The organism is Emticicia aquatica (assembly GCF_923079645.1).
GTDB classification, from domain to species: domain Bacteria; phylum Bacteroidota; class Bacteroidia; order Cytophagales; family Spirosomataceae; genus Emticicia; species Emticicia aquatica.
The window spans coordinates 1-22,613 of sequence record NZ_CAKLPY010000010.1 but is presented as its reverse complement, the minus strand read 5'-3'; the positions used below and the strand labels follow the sequence as shown (position 1 = coordinate 22,613).

The window sequence follows — 22,613 nt, the reverse complement described above, 5'->3', positions numbered from 1 at the left end:
TTGTATATTTTATTAATTGGTGACATTTGATTTGGTGAGAACTCCCTTTCTTAACTCATATGCACTTGTGACAGGAGATTAGAAAAGTTTTATAGTGTTAATTCTACAATTTTTATTTTTTTTTGTTCTTTTAGCTCATAGTTCACTTCGACATTTGTAATGCGTGGTACGTTCTCACGGATTTAAAGATATTTTCAATATTTACTTTATTCAAAGTTTCTTTTTAATATCTTTGGTGTGCATATTTCTTTTCGACATTTGATTAGAAAAATAATTTATAGTTCCTTGCTTCCAACGTGAAGCATTATGTAAAGGCTTGAAAAACCAATCTTTTTAATCATTTTTTTTTTAATTGCCATCATAATGCAGGTCGTTGGAAGAAGGAAAAAGCTATCCTACAAATAATTGATTTGTGAACAATGAGTGAGGTGCAGATACCAAGTTAATATCAAACTTTAAAGACGGTTCTATTCTTGAACTTGCATTATGAATACGGAATGATATTTGCCAACCTTCATTTAAAGTGACAAGCAAAGTTGTTTGTGAATTTTCTTGATAAACAACTTCAATTAGCCTATTAGGCAGTTTTAATTTTTGAATTTTATACTTAGGCTTAATATTTCCAAATGGTAAATTTAAAGTTCCGTGCAAATTATACGCCTGAATTTCAACTTTATTATTGCCTTTTATAACTTTGTAAAAGTCCTGATTTCCAATCAAATATTCTATCAGTTTCTCAGCAACTATACTTGGATTTTCTTTTTCTAATCTTTCTAATTCACTTTTAAAGGCATCTAAAATTGGAACGTAAACCGATGTATGATAATCTCCCAAAGTATCCCATTTTTGGGTTGCTTTACTTGCAGTTCTCAATTTTGCTAAATTGTCAAAAATAGGCCTTATTTCTTCAAAATAGGTATCAGAACATGGAAAACCAAGCCATTTTTGACCAAAATCTATGTCATTAGATAAACGAGAATGCTTAACTGCTCTGTGATTGTTCTTAGCAGAAACACCGATTTCCCACTTTTGCAGTGACCTAATAGCTAAAACATCACGAACATCGCCCGTTTGACCTTCTTTATCTGCAACAATTTCAAGTTGAAGAATATCACTTTCATTTATCCCATTTGCTAAACGAGGTTCAATATCAATTAAAAAATTGACTGCAAAACTCGCAACTAACCTAAAAGTACCTTGTTCTTTCTCACTAAAACTCTGAAAATGTTTTTGAGCAGTTTTTAAAGGGTCGTTTTCAACTACTGAAACGGTGGTTTTCTCTTTTAGACGTTCTAAAAACTCATACAGTAAAGCATATTCAAATGCTTTACCGTTGATTGTTTGGGTTGCAACTTTTGCCATTATGCAGATATACTATTAATTAATTCGTTCATTTTTTCCTTTACAACTGTTCCATCAAACTCCATTTCTGAACTTTTAAACGAACTTAGCTTTATTTTCTTTACTTTTTGTAAATCTTTAAATATCTTTTGTCCTAAAACTTGTGCCATCTTCACTGGTACGGCATTTCCAATCATTTTATACCCTGCAACTACACTATTATAATGAAATATAAAATCATCTGGAAATGTTTGTATTCTTGCACACTCTCGAACACTCAATCTTCTATATAAATGTTCTTTCCCTCTTACAAACTCCCTCACATTTTGCTCAATAAAATCCATCTTTGGAGCTTGTGGATGAATTGGTGCATGACGACCACCTGCTTGAATCGTAAAAGAAACTTCATCCCAAGAGCGTACACGATTTCTTGACATAAAAATCGAAGAAAACCCACCCGTCATATATTCATGATTTTGAATCAAACAATCCTCACCATTAGTATAATTTCCAGCTTTAGCAGGTAAGACTGTATCTCTCAAGTCTCCAATTGCATCTTCAAGAATAACTTTATTTTTTACAGTAGTAGGTTCTGGAAATTGAAATTTTAAACCCAAATCCTTTCTATATCCAATAAAAAACACTCTTTTCCTATCTTGTGGCACACCAAAATCTGAAACATTTAATAACTGAAAAGATAAATCATAACCAATATCTGTAAACATCTGCTTTATATTAGCAAGTGCTTCTTTATGTGCTGGTAACAGCATTCCTGATACATTTTCAGCTAAAAAGAATTTAGGTTTCTTGTCAGCTAAGATTCGCATAAATTCATAAAAAAGTTGCCCTCTCTTATCAGTAATCCCTCTTTTTGAACCTGCCTCTGACCAACTTTGGCACGGTGGCCCTCCAATGATGCCATCGCAATCGGGTACGTCTTCCGAAGGAATATCAACAATACTTCTCCTATCTAAATATGTATTTTTATGATTTTTTTCATAGGTTTCCCAAATCTCTCTGTCATACTCATTTGCCCAAACTACATCAAAACCAGCTTTCTCAAAGCCTAAATCAAGACCGCCCGCACCTGCAAAAAAAGATACTATTTTCATTTATTTATCAATTATTAAAATTTTTAAAGGCAAATTTACTGTTTTTAAGTAACAATAAAAATTACAAAAAAAACAATATTTGCAATCTTTTATTTTGGCAACAGTAAATCAGAAAAGTTTTCGAGTGTTAATTCTCGCAAAATTTTAATCGCAAAGTTAAGGCCGACACTCTAAATGCGTGGTATTAACTCAACTTCGTTCCGACAAATAAATTTACTTGCATTTATGTTTCTTTTTTCAGACCTTTGTAGGCGAATTTGTTCAGCGACATTCGATTAGAGCAGTTTCTACGCATCTTTTTTATCCTTAGTACATTTCTATCTTGGGGACATTTTGAAAGCGTGGTACTCAACAATCCGAAATTCCAACGCTAAGTATTATGTAAAGGCTTGATAATTAACAAATTAACTCTAAAACCACTCCAAAAACCATCATAATACTGGTCGTTGGAAGTTTCAAAAAGTCTAAACTTTTCAAAAATATAAAATGGGACTGTTTGATATATTTAAGGCAAGAAAAATTACAGAAGGTTATATAGAGCAAAGTAAAGATTGGAAAGATGGGTACAAATTTACAAAAATGCTTGCTGACAATTCTTTTGTTAATAATGAGTACGGCAAGATTTTTGAATCAGAGAAAACCAGTCTTTATCAAAGATTAAAAATTGCCGCAGATATTAACCAAATAGACTTAATGTTGAAACTTTGTGAAAACATGAGTCCGCCATATTATATTCTTTATGTATTAGTTGTACCTCGATATGGACATGAACAAGGTCGATATCAATCAAGACCAATTGAAAATATAAAAGAATTAAGGCTATTTCTAAATAGATATAAAGATTATTTTGAAACAGATGGAAGACATCATGTTTGGATTGGAACTACTCAAAATTCGGGACTTTTAATTTATGACCATCATAATGTAATTCTTGCATATGGGCAATTAGATAGCTATATAGCATCTTTACAAAAATTAGGCTTTCAAGAAATGTTATTTTCATTTCCTGTGCCACATGCACATCGTTATAACACGGATAATGATATGATTGAAGACCAAATATTGCAACATTGGGAGTGGACAATTTTCCCTGTGACGAAAGAAGATACTTATGATGAATAACCAAAATTGTTAATCGTATGCTGCTGAAATAGCTTGACAGTTTTTGGCTCAAAGTCTCGTTCGACGAGCCGAATCCGCTGGTTTTTCGTTTTTTCAAACGCATATTTTTTGGCGGACAGGACAGTTCTCTCTCACTCTATTTTGGGATTTTCTGCTCTTACAGTGGGCTTGCGACAGGAACTCTGCATGGTATTTTCGCAACTTTTTCTCCGATTTTTCAAAATATCTTGGTTCGCTGTTGCTTTTTTAGATTTTTCCGTGCAAATTTACTTTCAGCAAGTTAATTTTTGGGTTGGGAACGTTAGCGTGCTTGGTGTCTCGCGACACCAAATCAGAGCGGTCGCAAAGTTCCGAAGTCCCAACACGAAGCATTATGTAAAGGCTTGATAATTGACAAATTAACTCTAAAATCACTCCAAAAACCATCATAATGCTGGTCGTTGGAACGAGGTTCACAAAATGACATTTGATAGAATTTATCAACCATATTCTGGTCTCTATGAAGAAAAGCAGTTCGACATTGAAACTGAATGGAAAGAACAAGTTTGGACTTGGATAAAATTCTCTTTGGATGATTTTTCAGAATGGTGCGGTTGTTTTAGAGGAGAATTTCAAGGTTGTGGTTTAAATTCTTCGAGTAAACAAGCAATTATTTTAACAAGTTTAGCATTTTACAAAATTGATTGCGAAAACAAATCACTTTTAAAAACAGAAGAAAATATACAATTTAATCAACTTACAATAACTCCTGACTCAAATTACTTCGTTGTTGGTTACTTTAATAAAATTGAGTTGATGGATTGGGATTTTAATTTTCAATCTATTGACTCGCCAATTGAAATGGACATGATAACTTTTAAAAATTGGGAAGAAAATAATCTAAACTTTACTTGTTATGAATTATTAAACTGGGACTGGGATAGGCATTTACTTTGTCAATTCTCTTACAATAATAATCACATTAGGATAATTAACGAAACCAATTAAGCAGTTTCTGTAAAGCTCATAGTTACCGCAGACAAAAGATTAGCGAATCTTTAAAGTGTTTACTCTCGATAGCTTCTACGTTTTTGGGGCTACTGCACTCATCGTTTTCGGCGACGAGCGATTAGAAGAAGTTTGACAGTTTTTTTTCTCGAAAACTTTGCTGTTTATACTATGCTTTTTATATCTTTGGGTCGCTTATTTGTCAGGCGACACTCGGAATGAAGAGCTTGCAAAGTTCTTAAACTCCAACTCGGGCAAGCAAGTAAAAGTTTGATAATCAACTAATTAACCCAACATTCGCTCCAAAATCATCTTGCTTGCGAGCGTTGGAAACGTGAACAAAATATAACAACTTTATGCTACCAATTTTAAAAGAATTAATCACAACATTTAATAATAGTAGATTAACACAACTTGAAGATTTAATTAGTTACGCTGACAAAAACCACCTCAATTTTTATAATCAAGGATATAGGTTTGAAGCAAAAACAATGGCGTTAAACTATTTTTCTCTTTCTATTTGGCTTGATGAACAATCAGAAATAGATACCGTATTTAGAATGTTGGCAAATTCTAAAAATACAAATGAACTAAAAGCTCTTCGATTTTATCATAAAGGAGGTCAAGCCAATGGTACAATTTATACTTACTATAATGAACTTTCTTCAAATAATGTATTCCCAAACTTAACACATTTTTATATTCAACATGAATCAATAGATGGTTGCGTTATTTCAAATGACGACGAATTCGGAGGGAAACTTTTAGAAAAATTACCCAAAATCCAAAAATTACATTTAGTTTCTGCTCCCAATATAGACTTTTTCAAAAAAGAGTGTTATACATTAACAACTCTTGAAGTTTGTGGCGGTTATGAAAATAATAACTTTCTAAAAAACCTAAAAGCGTCAAATTGCTTTCCAAACTTAAAGGAATTTAGTTATAAGGATATAAATAAAGCCTGGACTGGAACACCAGATGAAGCTGGAATGTTACTTACTTTCGATGAACTTTTAGATTTTATGGATTCTCAGAATTTGCCGAATTTAGAAATATTGAGTTTAATGGAATTGAATATTACAGAAAATCAATTAGAACAGTTAAAAAATACGCATTTAGGGAAACAAGTAAAAGAATTAAAGTTAGGTTTACAAAAAGAAAGCAATTATTTCGATGAAGAATATAAAAGTACAAGAGATTGGTTTGTAAGCAAATATTTAACTTGGTAAACGTTTGACAATTTTTGGTTCAAAGTCTCCTTCGGCACGCAAAATTCGCTGGTTTTTCAAATTATCAAACGCATAGTTCTCGTCGACATTTTTAATGCGTGGTATTTATACAAATTTCACTCCGAAAAATAAATCCATTTGCTTTTCAATTTCTTTTTTTAGAATTTGGTATGCAGGTTAGATAAGCGACAGAAACTCTGCGTGGTAGTTTCGCAACTTTTTCTCCTAAACACAAAATATTTTAGTACAGCTTTGCTTTTTTAGATTTTTCCGTGCAAATTTACTTTCAGCAATCAAGTTTTTGGGTTGGGTTCGTTCGCGTGCTGCTGTCCTGTGGACAGCAAATCAGAGTGGTCGCTAAGTTCATTTTCTCCAACGCTAAGTATTATGTAAAGGCTTGATAATTAACAAATTAACTCTAAAACCACTCCAAAAACCATCATAATACTGGTCGTTGGAAATTTGTTCAACAACACAAAAACTACGACAAAACTTTCACTTATTTATGAGTTATCTACAAAGCATGATAAAAAACTTCAAACATACATTTGCTATCCTGACAGTCGTCATATTGACACACATAACGTCTGCAACTTTGGCTTGTACTTGTATAGGTAAAGACAAGCAGACGACAGAAAATGAGTTAAGCATTGTGGACTTAGCAGTTAATGGAAAAATTATAGCTGTGGACAACTTTAACTATTATGACACAACAGCTTATTCCGTAACAGGACTAAAATTTGACCCAAAACAATCTGGATATTTAATTCGTAAATACAAAGTTTTTACTCTTGTTGTTAACACAAAATTTAAGGCAACAACAATCACAAGCGACACAATTCAAATTGTTACAGGTTATGGTAGTGGTGACTGTGGTTATGAATTTGAAATTGGTAAAGATTATATTATTTATGGAGAAGCCTGGAAAGAGAAAACGGTATCTATACGTCAAAGAAAAAGAAAGAACAAACTTAGAATTATTGAAACCACAATTGCCAATAAGTTCTATACTGATATTTGCCGATTGACACAAAATGTAAATACAAAAGAGTTAGATAATTTGAAACGGTTGACAGAATAGTGCCCAGTAGGTTGTTAAAATGGTTCGACAGTTTTTGTCAAGCTCATAGTTACCGCAGACAGTTGATTAGCGAAACTTTAAAGTGTTTAATCTCGATAACTTCGCCGTTTTTTTGGTTCTTTGCACTCATAGTTTTTTGCGACGTTTGATTAGAAAAATTACTTAGAGTCTTTTTTCTCGAAAACTTTGCGGTTTATACTATTCCATAGTGGCTACTTTTTTTATATCTTTGGGTCGCTTATTTGTCGGGGGACACTCGGAATGAAGAGCTTGCAAAGTTGGTTTATCTCCAACTCTGGCAAGCAAGTAAAAGTTTGATAATCAATTAATTAACACAACATTCGCTCCAAAATCATCTTGCTTGCGAGCGTTGGAAATAATCAAAATTTATATGGTAACAATTTTCGATTCAATTAAAAAGGGTGATGAAAGAATCATTCAATATTTCAAAGATATGGAAACCAAATGGCTAGGAATATATGAAGGCTTTGATTGGGATTCATCGTCCGCTATTGAAACTTTAGCAGAAAAAATATCTGCTCAACAAATGTCTTTTGAATTTATTGCTCAATTAAATAGAAGTCTTGGCCAAGAACTAATGGTTATAACTGCGTATTCTTCTTTATATCATATAAATTATGGTTTTGATGATAATAAAACAAATGCAATAATTATCAAAAAAGCATTTGAAGCAAGTTTTTGTTCCAGCGAAATAAAATGGTATAATAAAAAAGCGGCTTACATTTACAACATATCAGATGAAGCCGAAGGTTGATTATCAAACAGATAATTCAATGATATTAATGCCTCTGTTTTACCTGTTCTTCTATTTGCAACAAAATTTTTCAAATCTCTGTCGGATTCGCATAACTGAATAATTGCATTAATAAATTTTTGTTGAATTGGATAAAGGTTTTCGACTTCTCTGCCTTTTCTAGAAGTAATTTCGGTAATCATAAACTTGATAATTTAAAAGTTTTTAATTAATTTAGATTCGTCAAATTTAGCTCACAGGCACTTTCGACAATTTCAATGCGAAGTTTTCAAGCGTGTACTCTCGAAAACTTCGCTATTTTTTTTAGTTCATTAGCACTTTACAGTTACCTGCGACAACACAAATGCGTTTCTGTTTCGCTAATTTTTTATCCTTAGCACTCATATTTGTTGGGGGACATTTGATTAGAAAAATATTCAAAATCTTTGGTCTCCAACTAAAGCAAGCAAGTAAACGCTTGATAATCTATTAATTAATTCAAAATCCAATCTATAAGCATCTTGCTTGCGGTCGTTGGAATCATGAAAAAGCAAATAAATATATAATGATAAATAGATTCAAAATAACAAAACTATTTGGTTTCAGAAATGTTAATATTCCCTTTGATTCTGATGTCAAAATATTAATTGGTGAAAATGGGTTGGGGAAGACGACTGTATTAAATAGTTTATATTATTTATTATCAGAAAAGTATTACAAATTAAATAGTATTGAGTTTGAAAGAATTGAGTTAGGTTTTAAAGATGGAAATAAAATCCAGTTCACTAAACGTGAGCTGGAATCATACTTGCGTTTCCAAGAACGACAAGGTCATAGACCCATACCAAATGAAATTTTGAATAAAATTAATATAAAAGAATTAGAAGAATTCTTTAAAAATGAGGAAAACTCAGACAAAGATATTGAACATAATGTTCTAAAATTTATTGCAAAAAATAAAATTCCACGTTGGGCACCTATTCAAATTATGGCAAGGGAAATTAGATTCCTTTTCCATGAACCTACTTTTAAAAAATTTCGTCAATTTAGTGAAATTATTAAATCTTATTCTATTGATATTTTATATTTTCCAACATATCGAAGAGTCGAGGAGGATTTGAAAAATTTAGGTAAATTCAGAAGAAAGCTTATCGAGCCTGATTTTGAAGAAGCTTTTTATGAAGAAATTGAGGAAGATTTTCAAGTTAGCGATGATACATTAATCCATTTTGGAATGGAAGACGTTGAACAAAGAATAAACTTAGTAAAAACGTTCATAAATAACTCAACAGTAGATGGATTCTCCAAAGTAACAGGTGAAATATTATCTCAATTGCTTAAAGGATTTCCAGAAATACAACAAGAACAAATTGACAGTCTTGAAATTTCGACTGCTAAAATTGTATTGCATCGAGTAGGTAATAGCCTTTCGGATTCTGATAGAAATCAGATTTTAAAATTACTTGAAAAACCTAAGGACTTACTTAAAAAGAAAGAGTTAACCTACTTTCTTTTAAACTTAATTGAAATTTATAATCAACATAAACATGTTGATGATGCAATAAAAAAATTTAGAGATGTTTGTAATAATTATCTTGAAGACAAAGAGTTTAGATATAATGAAAGTACTGTTGATATTGTTGTTTATCGCAAAGGCACATTTGATAAAGTAGAATTAAATAAGTTATCATCTGGTGAAAAACAAATTATCTCATTATTCTCAAAAATATATTTAGAGTTTTCTAAAAAATATCTTGTACTATTTGATGAGCCAGAACTATCATTATCTATAGAGTGGCAAAAGCAACTATTACCAGATATTGTAAATTCTGAGAAATGTAAGTTCTTACTTTCAGTAACGCACTCTCCATTTATATTTAAAAATAAGCTTGATAAATTTGCAGTTGGTATGAATTCTTACATTAAATAATTATCTATTGAATGGAATTAGTTGATAAACTTAGGTTAGAGGCATCTTCAGGTCATGTTGCTTATACAGAATTTATATTAAAGTTAAAAAGACGTACTGATTCTCTTTTCTGTTTTTTTGAAGGCAAAGATGATTTTAAATATTATGGTGTAAGAATTCAATCTGCAACAAAGAAAGATTTTGAATCAATTGTATGTGAAGGAAAGGAAAATGTCATTAGTGTAAAAAGACTAATTGATAGTAAGAAAGAATATAAAAAGGTATTAACGTCATATTTTATTGACCAAGATTATGAAAGTGCTATAAAAATAAAAAAAGTATATTGCCTCCCCTCATATTCTATTGAGAATCAGTATTGCAATAAATATGTACTTCAAAAAATTTTGAAACATGAATTTTCGATTGAAGATGATGATAAAGACTATGAAACTGTACAAAACCTCTTTGTTGAGCTTCAAACAAAATTTCATAGAGAAACTTTATTTTTAAATTCTTGGCTTGCTTGTCAAAGTGATAAAAGAAAAGATAATGGCATACAAAATTACTTGCACATTGATAGCACAGTTGGCAGTTTATTTACTAATATAATAAATCAAAATCTTGAGTTCGTTTTAGATTTAGAATGTATAAATAGTATTGAAAAACTCAAATCTTATTTTCCTCATTCCACTTCAATTTCAGAAGAAGAATTGAATAATAAAATCATTTTTTTTGAAAAAAGGAATAAAGAAATAGAATTTAGAGGCAAATTTGAACTTAGACTTTTTATTAGTTTTTTAGATAGGCTAAAGTCTGAAATTTGCAAAAAACAATCCACCGTATTTGAAAAGAAACATAAATGTAGCCTTAGATTCGAATATGCAACATTTTTAACAAATTTAAGTATCTATGCTAATACTCCTAAATGTCTTCTTGAATACTTGGATGAAATTATTAAAGAAGCAGCTTAAAAATTACATATTCTGTCTATTAATTTGATAGCTATTGTTTAAGCTCAAATTCTCTGTCGACTGGACAAAAGCGAATCTCAAAGCGTTAGTTCTCAGCAAAAAGTCCCACGCTTACAGGCTCGGTCAACATTCAATTTGCGTGGTATTTACTCAAATTTTATTCCGAATAATACATTCTTTTGTTTTTCAATTTCTTTTTTCAGAACTTGGTATCCAGATTTGGTTGGTGACATTTAGGCAGAGCTGTTTCTACGCTTTTCAGTCCTTAGCACGCACCGTTTTTGGCGACAGTTTATCAGCGTGAGTATTCAAAGTTGGTTTATCTCCAACTCGAGCAAGCAAGTAAAAGTTTGATAATCAACTAATTAACTCAACATTCGCTCCAAAATCATCTTGCTTGCGAGCGTTGGAAACTTGTTCTAATCGTAATGAATTTAAACAAATTTGATAAAATATTTGAAGACTTATTTCATCAAGACTATATTGTTTCTACTATGGATAATGAATATGGTTTTGACTTAATCCATGAACTCAAAACAAAAGACTTTATTTATCAATCCCAATCCGCTGTTTATAAATTAACAGAAAAAGGATATGAAGTAAAGGAAAAAGGGAGTTATAAAGCATATGTTGAATCTGTAAATAAGAATAATGATAAAGAGTTATTTATTCGACAACTTGAAATTGATAAATCAAAACTCGAAATTGAAAAACTTGATTATGAAAAATCAATTAGAGAACTTGACTCATCAATAAAAGTCTTAACTTCAAAAAATTTAAAACTTCAAAATTTTGACATAAAATTTAGATGGCTAATTGCTTTTCTTAGTTTTATTTTAGGGCTAATCATTGAACATAAAGCCTTATTAATAGACTTAATAGTGCGAGTGATAATACGATAATTATTGAGCCATAATTGCCTTTTGTTTGGAAGTATTTTAACCTCCAATATTCTGCATTATTAAAATTTTCAATATCATTTTCCATAAACTTGACAAGTTAAAAGTTTTTAATTAATTTTAGTTCGTCAAGTTTAGCTCACAGGCACTTTCGACAATTTCAATGCGAAGTTTTCAAGCCATCACTCTCGAAAACTTCGCTATTTTTTTAGTTCATTAGCACTTTACAGTTACCTGCGACAACACAAATGCGTTTCTGTTTCGCTAATTTTTAATCCTTAGTACTTATATTTGTTGGGGGACATTTAATTACAAAAGTGCTCAACAATTTTTGGTCTCCAACTAAAGCAAGCAAGTAAACGCTTGATAAATTATTAATTAACTCAAAATCCAATCCTAAGCATCTTGCTTGCGGTCGTTGGAAATTTGTTCACACCAAATTATCTATCCCATTCTAATCTATAATAATACCCTACTTCGGGATTCAAGATAGTATGCTCGTATGACTTAGAGTTGTTGTTAAACTGTACGTTTCCTAAATGCTCAAACTCTACATTTATTTGGCTATTAATTTTCTTTCTTTTTATCACTGCGTTATTTCGAGTCTTTTTGGAATAGTGCAACTCTACCTTAAATTGAATTAACTGTGTTTTTTCTTTTACCCTAATTTCTAATCTTGGAGCAGATTTCTGATTTGCATCGTCAATATCCATTTTTACATGAATAACAGAAACTTCATTAAATAGTAATGGGTTGTTGAATTTAAAAATTGCAGCGTCATATTCGCCTGTTGTATTCTTTTTATTATAAGAATCAAATCTTAATGTCGAAGATGTAATATTTGGGTCATTAGTACCAGTCCAATTAAAGTTATGGCGGTATTCATAAAGAAGTATGTGCTTGCACTGAACAAATTTATATAATTCAAACTCGATAAACTTACTATCATTAGTTGAATATTTGGCAATTGTAGCAAAATTCAAAAGCCCATTTTCATTTCTATCAACCAAATACTTATTTAAAAGCCAAAAAGCTCTAATTGCAATTATCAATAAGCAAATGACAAAAGCAATTAGAGCTAAAATTGTTTGATTTTTATTTGGTAAGAAAATAGCAATTAAGCCTACTACTGAGGCTAAACTTGCTATGTATCCAAAATGATTTTCAAAAAATAGTTTTAGAAATCTGAGTAGAATTTTCATTTAATTTGCGTTTTTTTGCAAATCTAAATGTTTTATCTTGATATTTTAAGCATCTGTTCCCATAGTGCAAAGAAGTTTTATTTTAAATTGTATTTTTTCATAGTTAATTACAATACAAAAGTAAGTAAAAAGTATATTCGAGATTTTTTATCCACAGAAAATAAATATTTATCCACACTTGTATTTTGTAATACATTTTTACGTTACTTGGATTTCATTGCAATAAGTGTGCCACCAAACGCATATATCTTGCAGACATTTAATCAGCGAAACTTTCAAGTGTTAGTTCTCCGAATTTTTTTTAGTTCTTTTCGTGCATCGTTACTTTCGACACGAGATTAGAAAAATATTCAAAGGCTTTATTCTCGAAAACTTCTATGTTTATACTATGTTTTTTATATCTTTGGTTTTCAAAGATTCTTTCGACGTTACAAATCAAAAAGCTCTTAAATCTTGGATTTCCAACTCGTGCAAGTACGTAAAAGTTTGATAATCAATTACTTAACTCAATATTTACTCACAATCCTCGCACTTGCAATTGTTGGAAGCGAGAACAAATTATTACATAACAATTAATGGAAAAAGAATTTAAAGTTGAAGTGAAAAATACTTTATCAAATGACTTTGACTTTTATTCAGAAGTACAAGGCACTCATTTTTCAGGAATGCGACTTCGTATTGATGACATAGTTGTGCCTAAAGATATTTCAAATTGGAAGAATAAGAAAGTTGCATTCGGTATTGAGTATAAAGATACAAAAAGAATTGATGGTGATACTACAAATTTTACGTCTTGGATAGCTCAATGTGTAGATTATGCTAATACGAAATGGGATAATTTTGGATATATTTATATTTTGACTTGCCCAAGTATTCATTCTACATCATTCATTAAAGAAGTTGACAAAGAAAAAATGCTCACAAAAGTTATGAGTCATTTAGGTATTGGAGAGTTAAAAAACTTGGATAGATATGGTTGGAGTATTGTACTTCAAGAAAATCACAGAATATGGTCAGAGTTTAGAGGAGTTGAATCGGGTAAACATTGGAGTTTAGAGCGAAAATTTGGAAGCAGATAACACTTTTGGCAAGCTCAAAGCTACTGTCGACGTGAAATTAGAAGAAGTTCAAAGTGTTTACTCTCAATAGCTTATACGTTTTTGGGTCTTCTGCACTTATCATTTTCGGCGACAGGACAGCCTTTTGGAGTTTTTTCTGTTTTTCTAATCGCAAAGTTGGTCTTCGACAGGAACTCTATGTGGTAGTTTCGCCACTTTTTTTCTAAATATCAAAATTTCAATGCACTCTTTTGCTTTTTTAGATTTTTCCGTGCAAATTTACTCTCAGCAATCAAGTTGGTGGGATGAGTTGACTGGTGGGCTGGACGTCTTGCGACGCCAAATCAGAGAGTTCGCAAAGTCCGTTTAGTCCAAATCGAAGCATTATGTAAAAGCTTCATAATTAACAAATTAACTCTAAAACCACTCCAAAATCATCATAATTCTGGTCGTTATGTTCCATTCTTTGACGACTGTGCAAACATCAACAGACAGACCTAAAACGAAACAACATCGCAAATGACAACTGACAAGGATTTTGAAATTAAATTTGGTAAATCATCATCAAGCAACTACCAGACAGCAGTAAATATTGCGAAAAAGTTCTCGGACTTTAATCTCATTGGCGATAACTCCACGGTTAATGTTATTCGGACGGACAGCGAGGAAATCTTTAGTGATTACAAGACTTTTGAGAATCTCTATACTATTATTTATGGATGGAAAACAACTGTAATGACATACAAAGGAAAAGAGATTCAGCCAAACACCTTTTTCCCTCAGTTAAAGCAAATTATTAAATGTTCTAAGGGATGCGAAAATTTAGTGTTCAAAGAAACTTACTGTAACATAAGCAACACAGTTGAAGGATGGGGCTGTAAGTATCTTATGGACATAAAGAGACACCTTGATAACAATGGCTTTTACTATTCAAGGACACAATATTGGTATCAGTTCGGGAGTTTTGAATCAGAGAAAGTTTGGAAGGTCAACAAGGAACTTATCAAAGAACATTTGAAGAAGGAAGTAGAGAATAAGAAGATTGAACATTGCCCAATCTTTTCAATGGAGAGAGTTTTAAAAGCAGTTGACGAATTACCCGAAACAATAAACTTAGAAGAAGGAGAAAACTGGGAAATTGAATACAAAGAGGATTTCTTTGGGACAACAATCCAAAGAAAACCTGTAAGCATAAAACACATTTCTAAAGACGGAGAATCAAGACGATATTCAGAGACAGTTTTTTCTTTCTCTAATTTACTCAAAGGTGATGATGAAGAGGATGATAAAAAGGAAGATTTAAATGAGCGAAAGCGATTCATTCCTGATGTAACCTTTGATGGCATTGGAGGAATTGAAAGTATAATTGACCAAATTAGAGAAGTAATTGAACTACCTCTGAAGCGTCCAGAAATCTACCAGCATTTAGGAATCAAACCACACAAAGGCATTTTGCTTTTCGGAGAGCCGGGCAATGGAAAAACACTTGTAGCAAAAGCGATTGCTAACGAAGTAAAGGCACATTTTATCCCTATAAGTGGACCTGAACTAATAAGCAGGTGGCATGGACAATCAGAAGAAAATTTGCGTAACATTTTTAAGGAAGCGAGAGAAAACCAACCTTCCATTATCTTCTTTGACGAAATAGATTCTGTTGCTCAAAAGCGTTCAGACGAAGACAATGCAAGACTGGATACAAAATTTGTAAATCAACTTCTGACATTGATGGACGGAATGGAAGCATACAACAATGTGACTATCCTTGCATCAACAAACAGACCTGAACTTTTAGACGATGCCCTATTAAGACCAGGAAGGTTTGACTACAAAATTGAAATACAAAAACCTGATGAAATTGGTTGCTACAAAATTCTAAAAGTTGCAAGTCGTAAAATGCCTCTTGACAATTCGCTGGACATTAACAAAATTGTTCCCAAAATAGTAGGTTGTTCAGGTGCAGAGATTGTTTTCATCGTTAAAGAAGCTGCAATCAACGCACTGAAACGGACAGTAAATGTAAAGGATATTATTATTGAAAATTATCGCACCGACATTGACCTTGATAAAATAAAAGTAACACAGGACGACTTTGTTCTTGCTATTGAAAAACTTAAAGCAAACACAATATGACGGACACTCTTCATGACGAAAATAGAACGGCACATAACAGAACATTTGCAATAGGCGGGGTGAAGTGCTTCGATAACACTTAGTGGTTAAAGAAAGTGCATTTCTCAGAATGAACATTTGTGCTGAAAAGCCCGCCCATCGCAAATCTGCAAACCGTTGGCAGAAACACAAAAAACTACAAAATGATTATTCTCGAAGTTCTTCCAGACCTAAAAGAAATGATGATAGTCTGTCTGTGTATTTTATTTTTAGTTGCTTTACTTTTACTGTATTTTTTGGTTAAATTAGGTTCAAAATTATTTAGTCAATCAAGGACAACAACAACAATTATTACATTTACACTTTCAATTTGTACTTTTATTTTGGGTACTGGATAATTTCCCAAATTAATATTTGACTTTTTTTGAAGTTTTTATTTAGCTACTTTGGCACTTTCGACAAGTAAGTAGCGAGGTTTTTAAGCGTTAATTCTCGAAAACTTCTACACAAACTGTCAAGTATTTTAGGCTCGGTCGACAATTTCAAAGCGAAGCTTTCAAGCGTTAATTCTCAAATTACTTCGCTGTTTTTTGGGCTACTTATTTCAGCGTTTCGTTCAACGTGAAATTGGCGAAGTGTAAAGGCTTTTTTTCTCGAAAACTTTGCGGTTTATACTACGTTTTTTATATCTTTGGGTCGCTTATTTGTCGGGTGACACTCGGAAAGAAGAGCTTGCAAAGTTGGTTTATCTCCAACGTAAGCAAGCAAGTAAAAGCTTGATAATCAACTAATTAACTCAACATTCGCTCAAAAGTCATCTTGCTTGCGAGCGTTGGAAACGAAACAAAATGTTAAATAAACGAAAAATAATAGAGTTTATAAATTCTGATTTTGGGAGTTTTTTAACTGCTTTAATTATTGTATTTTTACTATTCTTTATTATCATATTTTTTAATCCAATTCCAGACCAAAAATGAAAAGAATTTCAACTCCTTAAAAGGTCGCTTTCAATTATTCCATTAATTTTTATCCTTCATTTTCAAGTTTTCTTAATCTTTATACTTCAGTTTTAGCTCATAGGCACCTTCGACGAGCAAAAATCGCTGGTTTTCAATTTTTCAAACGCATATTTCTCGGTGGACAGGACAGCTCTTTAGAGTTTTTTCTGTTTTTCTAATCGCAAAGTTGGTCTTCGACATTTTCAATGCGTGGTATTTTCGCAACTTTTTTCCCGACATTCAAAATATTTTGGTACTCAGTTGCTTTTTTAGATTTTTCCGTGCAAATTTACTTTCAGCAAAATAGTTGGTGAGTTGGGTTCGTTGGCATGCTTGGTGTCTTTCGACACCAAATTAGAGCGGTCACAAAGTCAGTTCTGTCCAACTTGAAGCATTATGTAAAGGCTTGATATTTAATCAATTAACTCTAAAATCACTCCAAAACCATCACAATGCTGGTCGTTGGAAAAATTAAAAAACATGAAAACCTACACATTATTAATTTTCTTGATTGGTCTTACCTTAAACACAAAAGGTCAAGACCAACTCATTCAGAAAAAAATAGACAGTTTACAGAAAGAGCGTGATAAGTTAATTGCTTCGATATACCCTAAGCAAATTGAAAAATTATCTCAACAAAATGACAGTTTAGAAAAGGAGCGATTAAAATTCGTATCGTATATTGAAAATATAAATACTCAAATTGGTGGTAACCTAAAAGAAATACAATCCTTACAACAAGGTTTACCTTTACCAAAGTTCGAGAAACAAACTATTATTGTTAAAGGAAGCATACCTCTCAAAACAGCACCAGATTTAACAAGTAATATTATTTACTGGATAGCCACAGGTGATGAAATTATAGTAGTAGATTATATCAACAATGACTGGGCAAAAGTAATTTCAAAAAATTATACAGGTTATGTTTTAGGAAGTTTCTTCGATTCTTACCCTGAAATTAATAATCAAATTAGAGAATTTAAAAACCATAATGAAAAGGTTATAAACCTTTCTAAAACACAAAGTCTAAATGGTACTACAAATAGCCCAAGTCAAGCTAATACATTAAGCAATACAAACTATCAATCAAGCTATAACACTACAACAAGTAGTTATTACAATTCTCGTACTATAAGAACTGGTCCAAGAGGGGGAAGATATTATATAAACTCTAATGGTAACAAAACCTATGTAAAACGGAATAGGTAGATAGTTTCGCAGTTTTTTATCAATCTCATCGGCACTTTACGTTCAATTACAAGTTGGAAATGGAAAAAGCAAATAAAAAAGGGGTATATTTCAACCCCTAATTTACTGTATTTAGTCTAATAACTTTTTATCGTCTTTATTTGGTAGAGATTTTAGATTAGGACTTTCAACTAAAATGTTCTCAATGTCCTTACTCCCGCTTAGTGATTTTAATTGAGAAACGGCAACCTCTCTCAAAGTGCCAAGTCTTCTTTCTGGAGGAACTCCTCTTTTTAACATTTCTGCATTTAAACTTTCTAAGTTTGCCAATATGATTAATTGGTGCGTATCTGCATAATCTCTAATATTTCTATTTTGAAGGACTAATTGTGGATTTTTTTGCTTCCATTCTTTTGATGTCATACCAAATAAAGCAAAATTGAGTATCTCAGCTTCTTCTGCATATATTATACCTTCCTTATCCTTCGGCAAATTTCTAATTGGTATAAGTTTCTCTTTTATTGCGTCTGTTTGTATTTTATAATTAACCTTACTGATTAATCTTCTTAAATCCCATACTCCGCTAAGCTGATTAACTTCTTGCTCTTTGAGTCTTTGAAATTCAAGAATAACTAACAACTCAAACTCTGGACTAATCCAAGCGGCAAACTTCATCGCTACATCTTTGTGAGCAAAAGTGCCACTTCCATACCTGCCACTTCTTGATTTTAGAGAAATACCATTGGTTTGTGCAATCCATTTTTTTACAGACATTGTGAAATTATTAGAACCTGCTTCATTTTTAACTTGGCCGAAAACGGCCAAGTTAAAATCTGGGTTTTTTAATCTCTCCCAAACTCCAAGATATTCAATAGTATTTTTAGTGCTAAGCCATTTTTTTATTAACTGGTCGCTATCTTCCATATCTCTAACCATATCAGTTAAACTAATATAGTCTTCTTCTTTATCGGAAGTTACCGTAATTTCTATGTTATTTACCGTAATAATTCTGTTTTTTGACATATTTCTATATATTTTTATTCATGCAAAAATAATTATATATTGTTACATATAAATACACAATGAAATATATTTAATAGCGAATAGTGTAAAAGCCATTTGCGACATTTAATTAGCGAAGCGTTCAAGCGTTAGTTCTCAGTAATCTTTTTTTAGTCCATTGCTTGCATAGTTATTTTCGACGTGCGATTAGAAAAACATTCATAGTTTTTTTTTCTCGATAGCTTCGTTGCTTTTTACTACAATCTTTTTTATCTTAGTGTTCATATTTGTTGGGGGACATTTGATTAGAAAAATATTCAAAACCTTTGGTCTCCAACTAAAGCAAGCAAGAAAACGCTTGATAATATATTAATTAACTCAAAATCCAATCCTAAGCATCTTGCTTGCGGGCGTTGGAAATAAAATATGTTCGCTATTTCACCAACAGATAAAAATTGGTTTGACTTCTTAAAAAATGAAGGATTAAACTCATATGTCAACTTTTGGACACCAACGCCTTGGAATGTAAAAAATCTTAAAGCTGGTAATCGACTTTACTTCATGCTCAAATCTCCTATTAGAAAAATTGGTGGATTTGGAGAATTTGTTGAATATAAAAATTTGACAGCCACGGAAGCGTGGAATGAATACGGTTACCGTAACGGGAGAACTAACAAGCACAGTTTTATTACAAGTATTCAAGAATACATAGATAAAAATAGTCACAATTTTGGAGGCAGACAAATTAATATTAACACTTATGAAATCGGGTGTATAATATTAAAAAATTGTGAATATTGGGAAGAAAGTAATTATGTAAATAGCAACGACTATAATATTAGCTTTCCAAATCAAATTGTAAAGATAAAGTATTTCCTTGAATATGACCCATTTTTACATATACAACATTTTAGGGATGACTTTAATTTAGTGAGTGAACCAAGAATTGATAAACCAAGTATAACTAATAGTCGTGATGGACAGGGTGAATTTAAAGGAAAAATCCTTCGAGCATATGATAATAGATGTACTATTTCAGGAGAAATAATACCAGAGCTTTTAGAAGCTGCACATATACAAGAATATAGAAATAAGAGTTCAAATCATGTACAAAATGGCTTGTTACTAAGGATTGACCTGCATAAATTATATGATAGTGGTTTAATATATATTGATGAATACTATACTGTCCATGTTAGTCATCAAATATCCAGTTCACATTATAGACAGTATCATGGGAAATTAATAAATTTGCCATCTCAACTATGTGATTATCCATCAATAACAGCTTTAATTCAACGTAAATCCCAATTTCGAAATTAGCTACACATATAACTTGACAGCTTTTTTTAGCTCAATTTCATTTTCGACTTGGCGAATCCGCTGGGTTTTCAGTTTTTCAAACGCATAATTTTCGGCTGACAGGACAGTTCTCTCCTACTCAATTTAAATTTTTCTGCTTGCAAAGTTGGCTGGCGACAAGTTCTCTGATTGGTATTTTTGCCAACTTTTCTTCTAATAGCAAAGTTTTATCCAACTCATTTGCTTTTTTAGATTTTTCAGTGCAAATTTACTTTCACCAGCATAGTTTTTGGGTTGGGTTGGTTGGCGTGCTTGGTGTCTTGCGACACCAAATCAGAGCAGTCGCAAAGTTATTCGAGTCCAACACGAGCAAATAAGTAAAAGTTTGATATTCAAATAATTAACGCTAAAATCACTTCCAATCTTCTCATTTGCGGTCGTTGGAAATACAAAAACATATAAATGTCTGAACCTCTGAAAATACCATACGCTGATGCTTACAAATTCATCGATAAAGATTTATTAAATAATTGTAATGTATTTGCTGAACATTGTAAAGAACATTTTAAAGACAATTATTTTTTGTATTTTGATGAAAACTTGATTGTAGATAAACTTGATTTAGAAGCAGATAATTATGATTCTGATTTGATTGGTTATATTATCAATGGCGATTTAAAAGCAAATAAAATCTTAAATTCTGAGACCGATTACGGAGTTTACTTAATTGTATCAGGAAATATTGAGACGAACTTTATGGCTGTTGGGGGGCAAGAAATATATGTACATGGAAATTTATTAGTAAAAGAACTCTTTGCAGGCTCTTATAATCACGGTTTTATTTTGGTAAATGGCAATGTTGATTCACCAATAATCATAATTAGTGATTATGGTTTTATCTTAAAAGGAGAACTTAATGGAACAGTTTATGGGTGGGGAGAAACTGTTTATCAAGAGAAAAATGGCAAAAAAATCCCTGCACCACATGAAAACGAACTGGAAGATATATTTATTGATAAGTTTTTAACACCGTATGATGATATTGCTTTTGAAGTGTTAGTAAAAGCTATCGATAACAATGAAGATGTACTCATCAAATATAGTTTAAATCTTGAAACTGATTTAATCGCTTCTGAATCAGTTAAGCTAATCACGCAATCCGATTTTTTAAAGCAACAAGGTGAAAAAAAAACATTTTCAAGGCATAGTGTCCTATTTATTGCTACATTCAAAAATGATATTGAAGAATTAACTATTCAAGAAAGTTGGCATAGCTACAAATACGTTATTGAAAATAATACGGTAAAAGTATTCTTTAAAGAAAAAAGTAATCAGAATTTTAAAGAATATACGATTGGCAGTAACAAATATCGTAGAGCTAAACGTCTTTTAGAATACAATATCGATAGTATGAAATATTGGTAGATTAATGCTGATGAAACATAGACAGTTTTAGCTCAAAGGCACATCCGACACGCAAAATCCGCTGGGTTTTCAATTTTTCAAACGCATATTTCTCAGCCGACAGGACAACATTTTGGTATTTTATTTCTATTTTTTCTGTTCTCAAAGTGGGTCTTCGACATTTTCAATGCGTGGTAGTTACACCACTTTTGGTTCTAAACTCAAAATATTTTGGTACTCAGTTGCTTTTTTAGATTTTTCAGTGCAAATTTACTTTCAGCAATCAAGTTAGTGGGGTGGGTTCGTTGGCGTGCTTGGTGTCTTTCGACACCAAATTAGAGCGGTCGCAAAGTCCATAAATCCCAACACGAAGCATTATGTAAAGGCTTGATAATTAACAAATTAACTCTAAAATCACTCCAAAAACCATCATAATGCTGGTCGTTGGAAACGTAGTTCACGCTTTTTTGGTTTGTTAGCTTATTGTAGGCTACTGCGACAATTTTAAGGCGGGTTGTTTTTTACTTTTTCGCAGTTTATTTCGCAGTTTTTGTCCCGCTTATCGGCATCGGCGACAGGATGAAAGCGAAGTTTTACAGGGCTAACTTCGCAAAAACTTCTACGCAAATTGTCCCATTTATCGGCATCTGCGACACGATAAAGGCGAAGTTTTACAGGCTTTTTTTCGCAAAAACCTCTCGCCCACTTGTTTAAAATTTGCAAAGTTGGTTTTCAGCAATTATATTTGTTGGGCTGGGTTGGTTGGAGTGGTTGGTGTCGTGCGACACCAAATCAGAGCGGTCGCAAAGTCAGTTTTGTCCAACAATCTGAAAGATAGACGAAAGCTCCCACAAGAAAGCCCGATATACTCGAAGGTATATCGGGCTTTTGTCTATCTTGAGTTGACCGACAACGGGGCATTCCAAGGAATTTATTAGGGCATAA

At 32.0% G+C, this 22,613-nt stretch carries 22 protein-coding genes; 14 read left to right on the top strand and 8 right to left on the bottom strand.

Annotated elements, in window-relative coordinates:
• Nucleotides 1-390: 390 nt before the first annotated feature.
• Together MJQ71_RS20565 and MJQ71_RS20560 are read right to left on the bottom strand one after the other, a co-directional pair.
• The gene (locus MJQ71_RS20565; protein ID WP_238808829.1) at nucleotides 391-1,362 is read right to left on the bottom strand and encodes a HaeIII family restriction endonuclease; all 972 of its coding nucleotides are present in this window, start codon (nucleotides 1,360-1,362) and stop codon (nucleotides 391-393) included.
• Nucleotides 1,362-2,453 carry a DNA cytosine methyltransferase gene (locus MJQ71_RS20560; protein WP_238808828.1) on the bottom strand — a complete coding sequence of 364 codons (1,092 nt, stop codon included), beginning with the start codon at nucleotides 2,451-2,453 and terminating at the stop codon, nucleotides 1,362-1,364. The genes MJQ71_RS20565 and MJQ71_RS20560 overlap by 1 nt, the downstream gene beginning before the upstream one ends.
• A 486-nt stretch (nucleotides 2,454-2,939) precedes the next feature.
• Between MJQ71_RS20560 and MJQ71_RS20555 the strand changes: the two genes are divergently transcribed.
• The gene (locus MJQ71_RS20555) at nucleotides 2,940-3,575 is read left to right on the top strand and encodes a hypothetical protein (RefSeq protein WP_238808827.1); all 636 of its coding nucleotides are present in this window, start codon (nucleotides 2,940-2,942) and stop codon (nucleotides 3,573-3,575) included.
• A gap of 331 nt (nucleotides 3,576-3,906) precedes the next feature.
• On the opposite strand, the gene MJQ71_RS20940 is transcribed toward MJQ71_RS20555, so the two are convergent.
• Nucleotides 3,907-4,041: a hypothetical protein gene (locus tag MJQ71_RS20940; protein WP_290370209.1), complete on the bottom strand. Its 135-nt coding sequence runs from the start codon at nucleotides 4,039-4,041 to the stop codon at nucleotides 3,907-3,909.
• On the opposite strand from MJQ71_RS20940, the gene MJQ71_RS20550 reads away from it, so the two are divergent.
• The 4 genes from MJQ71_RS20550 to MJQ71_RS20535 all read left to right on the top strand — a co-directional run bounded on the left by MJQ71_RS20550 (nucleotide 4,035) and on the right by MJQ71_RS20535 (nucleotide 7,647).
• A complete protein-coding gene (locus MJQ71_RS20550) occupies nucleotides 4,035-4,562 on the top strand; it encodes a hypothetical protein (RefSeq protein WP_238808826.1) in 528 nt (175 codons plus the stop codon). The two genes, MJQ71_RS20940 and MJQ71_RS20550, sit on opposite strands and share 7 nt — an antisense overlap.
• A gap of 356 nt (nucleotides 4,563-4,918) precedes the next feature.
• A complete protein-coding gene (locus MJQ71_RS20545; RefSeq protein WP_238808825.1) occupies nucleotides 4,919-5,791 on the top strand; it encodes a hypothetical protein in 873 nt (290 codons plus the stop codon).
• A 523-nt stretch (nucleotides 5,792-6,314) separates the two neighbouring features.
• The gene (locus tag MJQ71_RS20540; protein ID WP_238808824.1) at nucleotides 6,315-6,872 is read left to right on the top strand and encodes a hypothetical protein; all 558 of its coding nucleotides are present in this window, start codon (nucleotides 6,315-6,317) and stop codon (nucleotides 6,870-6,872) included.
• 391 nt (nucleotides 6,873-7,263) lie between these two features.
• Entirely contained in the window at nucleotides 7,264-7,647 is a 384-nt protein-coding gene (locus tag MJQ71_RS20535; protein ID WP_238808823.1) for a hypothetical protein, read from the top strand.
• Here MJQ71_RS20535 and MJQ71_RS20530 read toward each other — a convergent pair.
• Nucleotides 7,617-7,829 carry a hypothetical protein gene (locus tag MJQ71_RS20530; RefSeq protein WP_238808822.1) on the bottom strand — a complete coding sequence of 71 codons (213 nt, stop codon included), beginning with the start codon at nucleotides 7,827-7,829 and terminating at the stop codon, nucleotides 7,617-7,619. The two genes, MJQ71_RS20535 and MJQ71_RS20530, sit on opposite strands and share 31 nt — an antisense overlap.
• A 362-nt stretch (nucleotides 7,830-8,191) precedes the next feature.
• Here MJQ71_RS20530 and MJQ71_RS20525 point away from each other — a divergent pair, with 362 nt between their 5' ends.
• From MJQ71_RS20525 to MJQ71_RS20515, 3 genes are all read left to right on the top strand, one after another.
• Entirely contained in the window at nucleotides 8,192-9,556 is a 1,365-nt protein-coding gene (locus MJQ71_RS20525; protein WP_238808821.1) for an AAA family ATPase, read from the top strand.
• An 11-nt stretch (nucleotides 9,557-9,567) separates the two neighbouring features.
• Nucleotides 9,568-10,506 (top strand): DUF4435 domain-containing protein, encoded by a 939-nt coding sequence (locus MJQ71_RS20520; RefSeq protein ID WP_238808820.1) that lies wholly within the window; start codon nucleotides 9,568-9,570, stop codon nucleotides 10,504-10,506.
• 428 nt (nucleotides 10,507-10,934) lie between these two features.
• Nucleotides 10,935-11,408 (top strand): hypothetical protein, encoded by a 474-nt coding sequence (locus MJQ71_RS20515; RefSeq protein WP_238808819.1) that lies wholly within the window; start codon nucleotides 10,935-10,937, stop codon nucleotides 11,406-11,408.
• Between the two features lie 437 nt (nucleotides 11,409-11,845).
• Here MJQ71_RS20515 and MJQ71_RS20510 read toward each other — a convergent pair whose 3' ends face one another.
• Complete coding sequence (locus MJQ71_RS20510; protein WP_238808818.1) at nucleotides 11,846-12,607, bottom strand: hypothetical protein; 762 nt, start codon at nucleotides 12,605-12,607, stop codon at nucleotides 11,846-11,848.
• 575 nt (nucleotides 12,608-13,182) lie between these two features.
• Between MJQ71_RS20510 and MJQ71_RS20505 the strand changes: the two genes are divergently transcribed.
• From MJQ71_RS20505 to MJQ71_RS20490, 4 genes are all read left to right on the top strand, one after another.
• Nucleotides 13,183-13,686 carry a hypothetical protein gene (locus tag MJQ71_RS20505; protein WP_238808817.1) on the top strand — a complete coding sequence of 168 codons (504 nt, stop codon included), beginning with the start codon at nucleotides 13,183-13,185 and terminating at the stop codon, nucleotides 13,684-13,686.
• A 498-nt stretch (nucleotides 13,687-14,184) separates the two neighbouring features.
• Nucleotides 14,185-15,795: an ATP-binding protein gene (locus tag MJQ71_RS20500; RefSeq protein ID WP_238808816.1), complete on the top strand. Its 1,611-nt coding sequence runs from the start codon at nucleotides 14,185-14,187 to the stop codon at nucleotides 15,793-15,795.
• Nucleotides 15,796-15,977: 182 nt separating this feature from the next.
• The gene (locus MJQ71_RS20495; protein WP_238808815.1) at nucleotides 15,978-16,172 is read left to right on the top strand and encodes a hypothetical protein; all 195 of its coding nucleotides are present in this window, start codon (nucleotides 15,978-15,980) and stop codon (nucleotides 16,170-16,172) included.
• 1,080 nt (nucleotides 16,173-17,252) lie between these two features.
• A complete protein-coding gene (locus MJQ71_RS20490) occupies nucleotides 17,253-17,981 on the top strand; it encodes an SH3 domain-containing protein (RefSeq protein WP_238808814.1) in 729 nt (242 codons plus the stop codon).
• A 111-nt stretch (nucleotides 17,982-18,092) separates the two neighbouring features.
• On the opposite strand, the gene MJQ71_RS20485 is transcribed toward MJQ71_RS20490, so the two are convergent.
• Entirely contained in the window at nucleotides 18,093-18,983 is an 891-nt protein-coding gene (locus MJQ71_RS20485) for a KilA-N domain-containing protein (protein ID WP_238808813.1), read from the bottom strand.
• Nucleotides 18,984-19,388: 405 nt separating this feature from the next.
• On the opposite strand from MJQ71_RS20485, the gene MJQ71_RS20480 reads away from it, so the two are divergent.
• Both MJQ71_RS20480 and MJQ71_RS20475 read left to right on the top strand, forming a co-directional pair.
• Nucleotides 19,389-20,285, top strand: coding sequence for an HNH endonuclease (locus MJQ71_RS20480; protein WP_238808812.1), 897 nt, complete (start codon nucleotides 19,389-19,391; stop codon nucleotides 20,283-20,285).
• Between the two features lie 441 nt (nucleotides 20,286-20,726).
• Nucleotides 20,727-21,689 (top strand): hypothetical protein, encoded by a 963-nt coding sequence (locus tag MJQ71_RS20475; RefSeq protein ID WP_238808811.1) that lies wholly within the window; start codon nucleotides 20,727-20,729, stop codon nucleotides 21,687-21,689.
• Nucleotides 21,690-22,003: 314 nt separating this feature from the next.
• Here the strand turns inward: MJQ71_RS20475 and MJQ71_RS20935 are convergent, their stop codons facing one another.
• Nucleotides 22,004-22,129, bottom strand: a complete 126-nt coding sequence (locus MJQ71_RS20935) for a hypothetical protein (RefSeq protein ID WP_290370208.1) — start codon at nucleotides 22,127-22,129, stop codon at nucleotides 22,004-22,006.
• A 43-nt stretch (nucleotides 22,130-22,172) separates the two neighbouring features.
• Complete coding sequence (locus tag MJQ71_RS20470; protein ID WP_238808810.1) at nucleotides 22,173-22,391, bottom strand: hypothetical protein; 219 nt, start codon at nucleotides 22,389-22,391, stop codon at nucleotides 22,173-22,175.
• Nucleotides 22,392-22,613 lie beyond the last annotated feature (222 nt).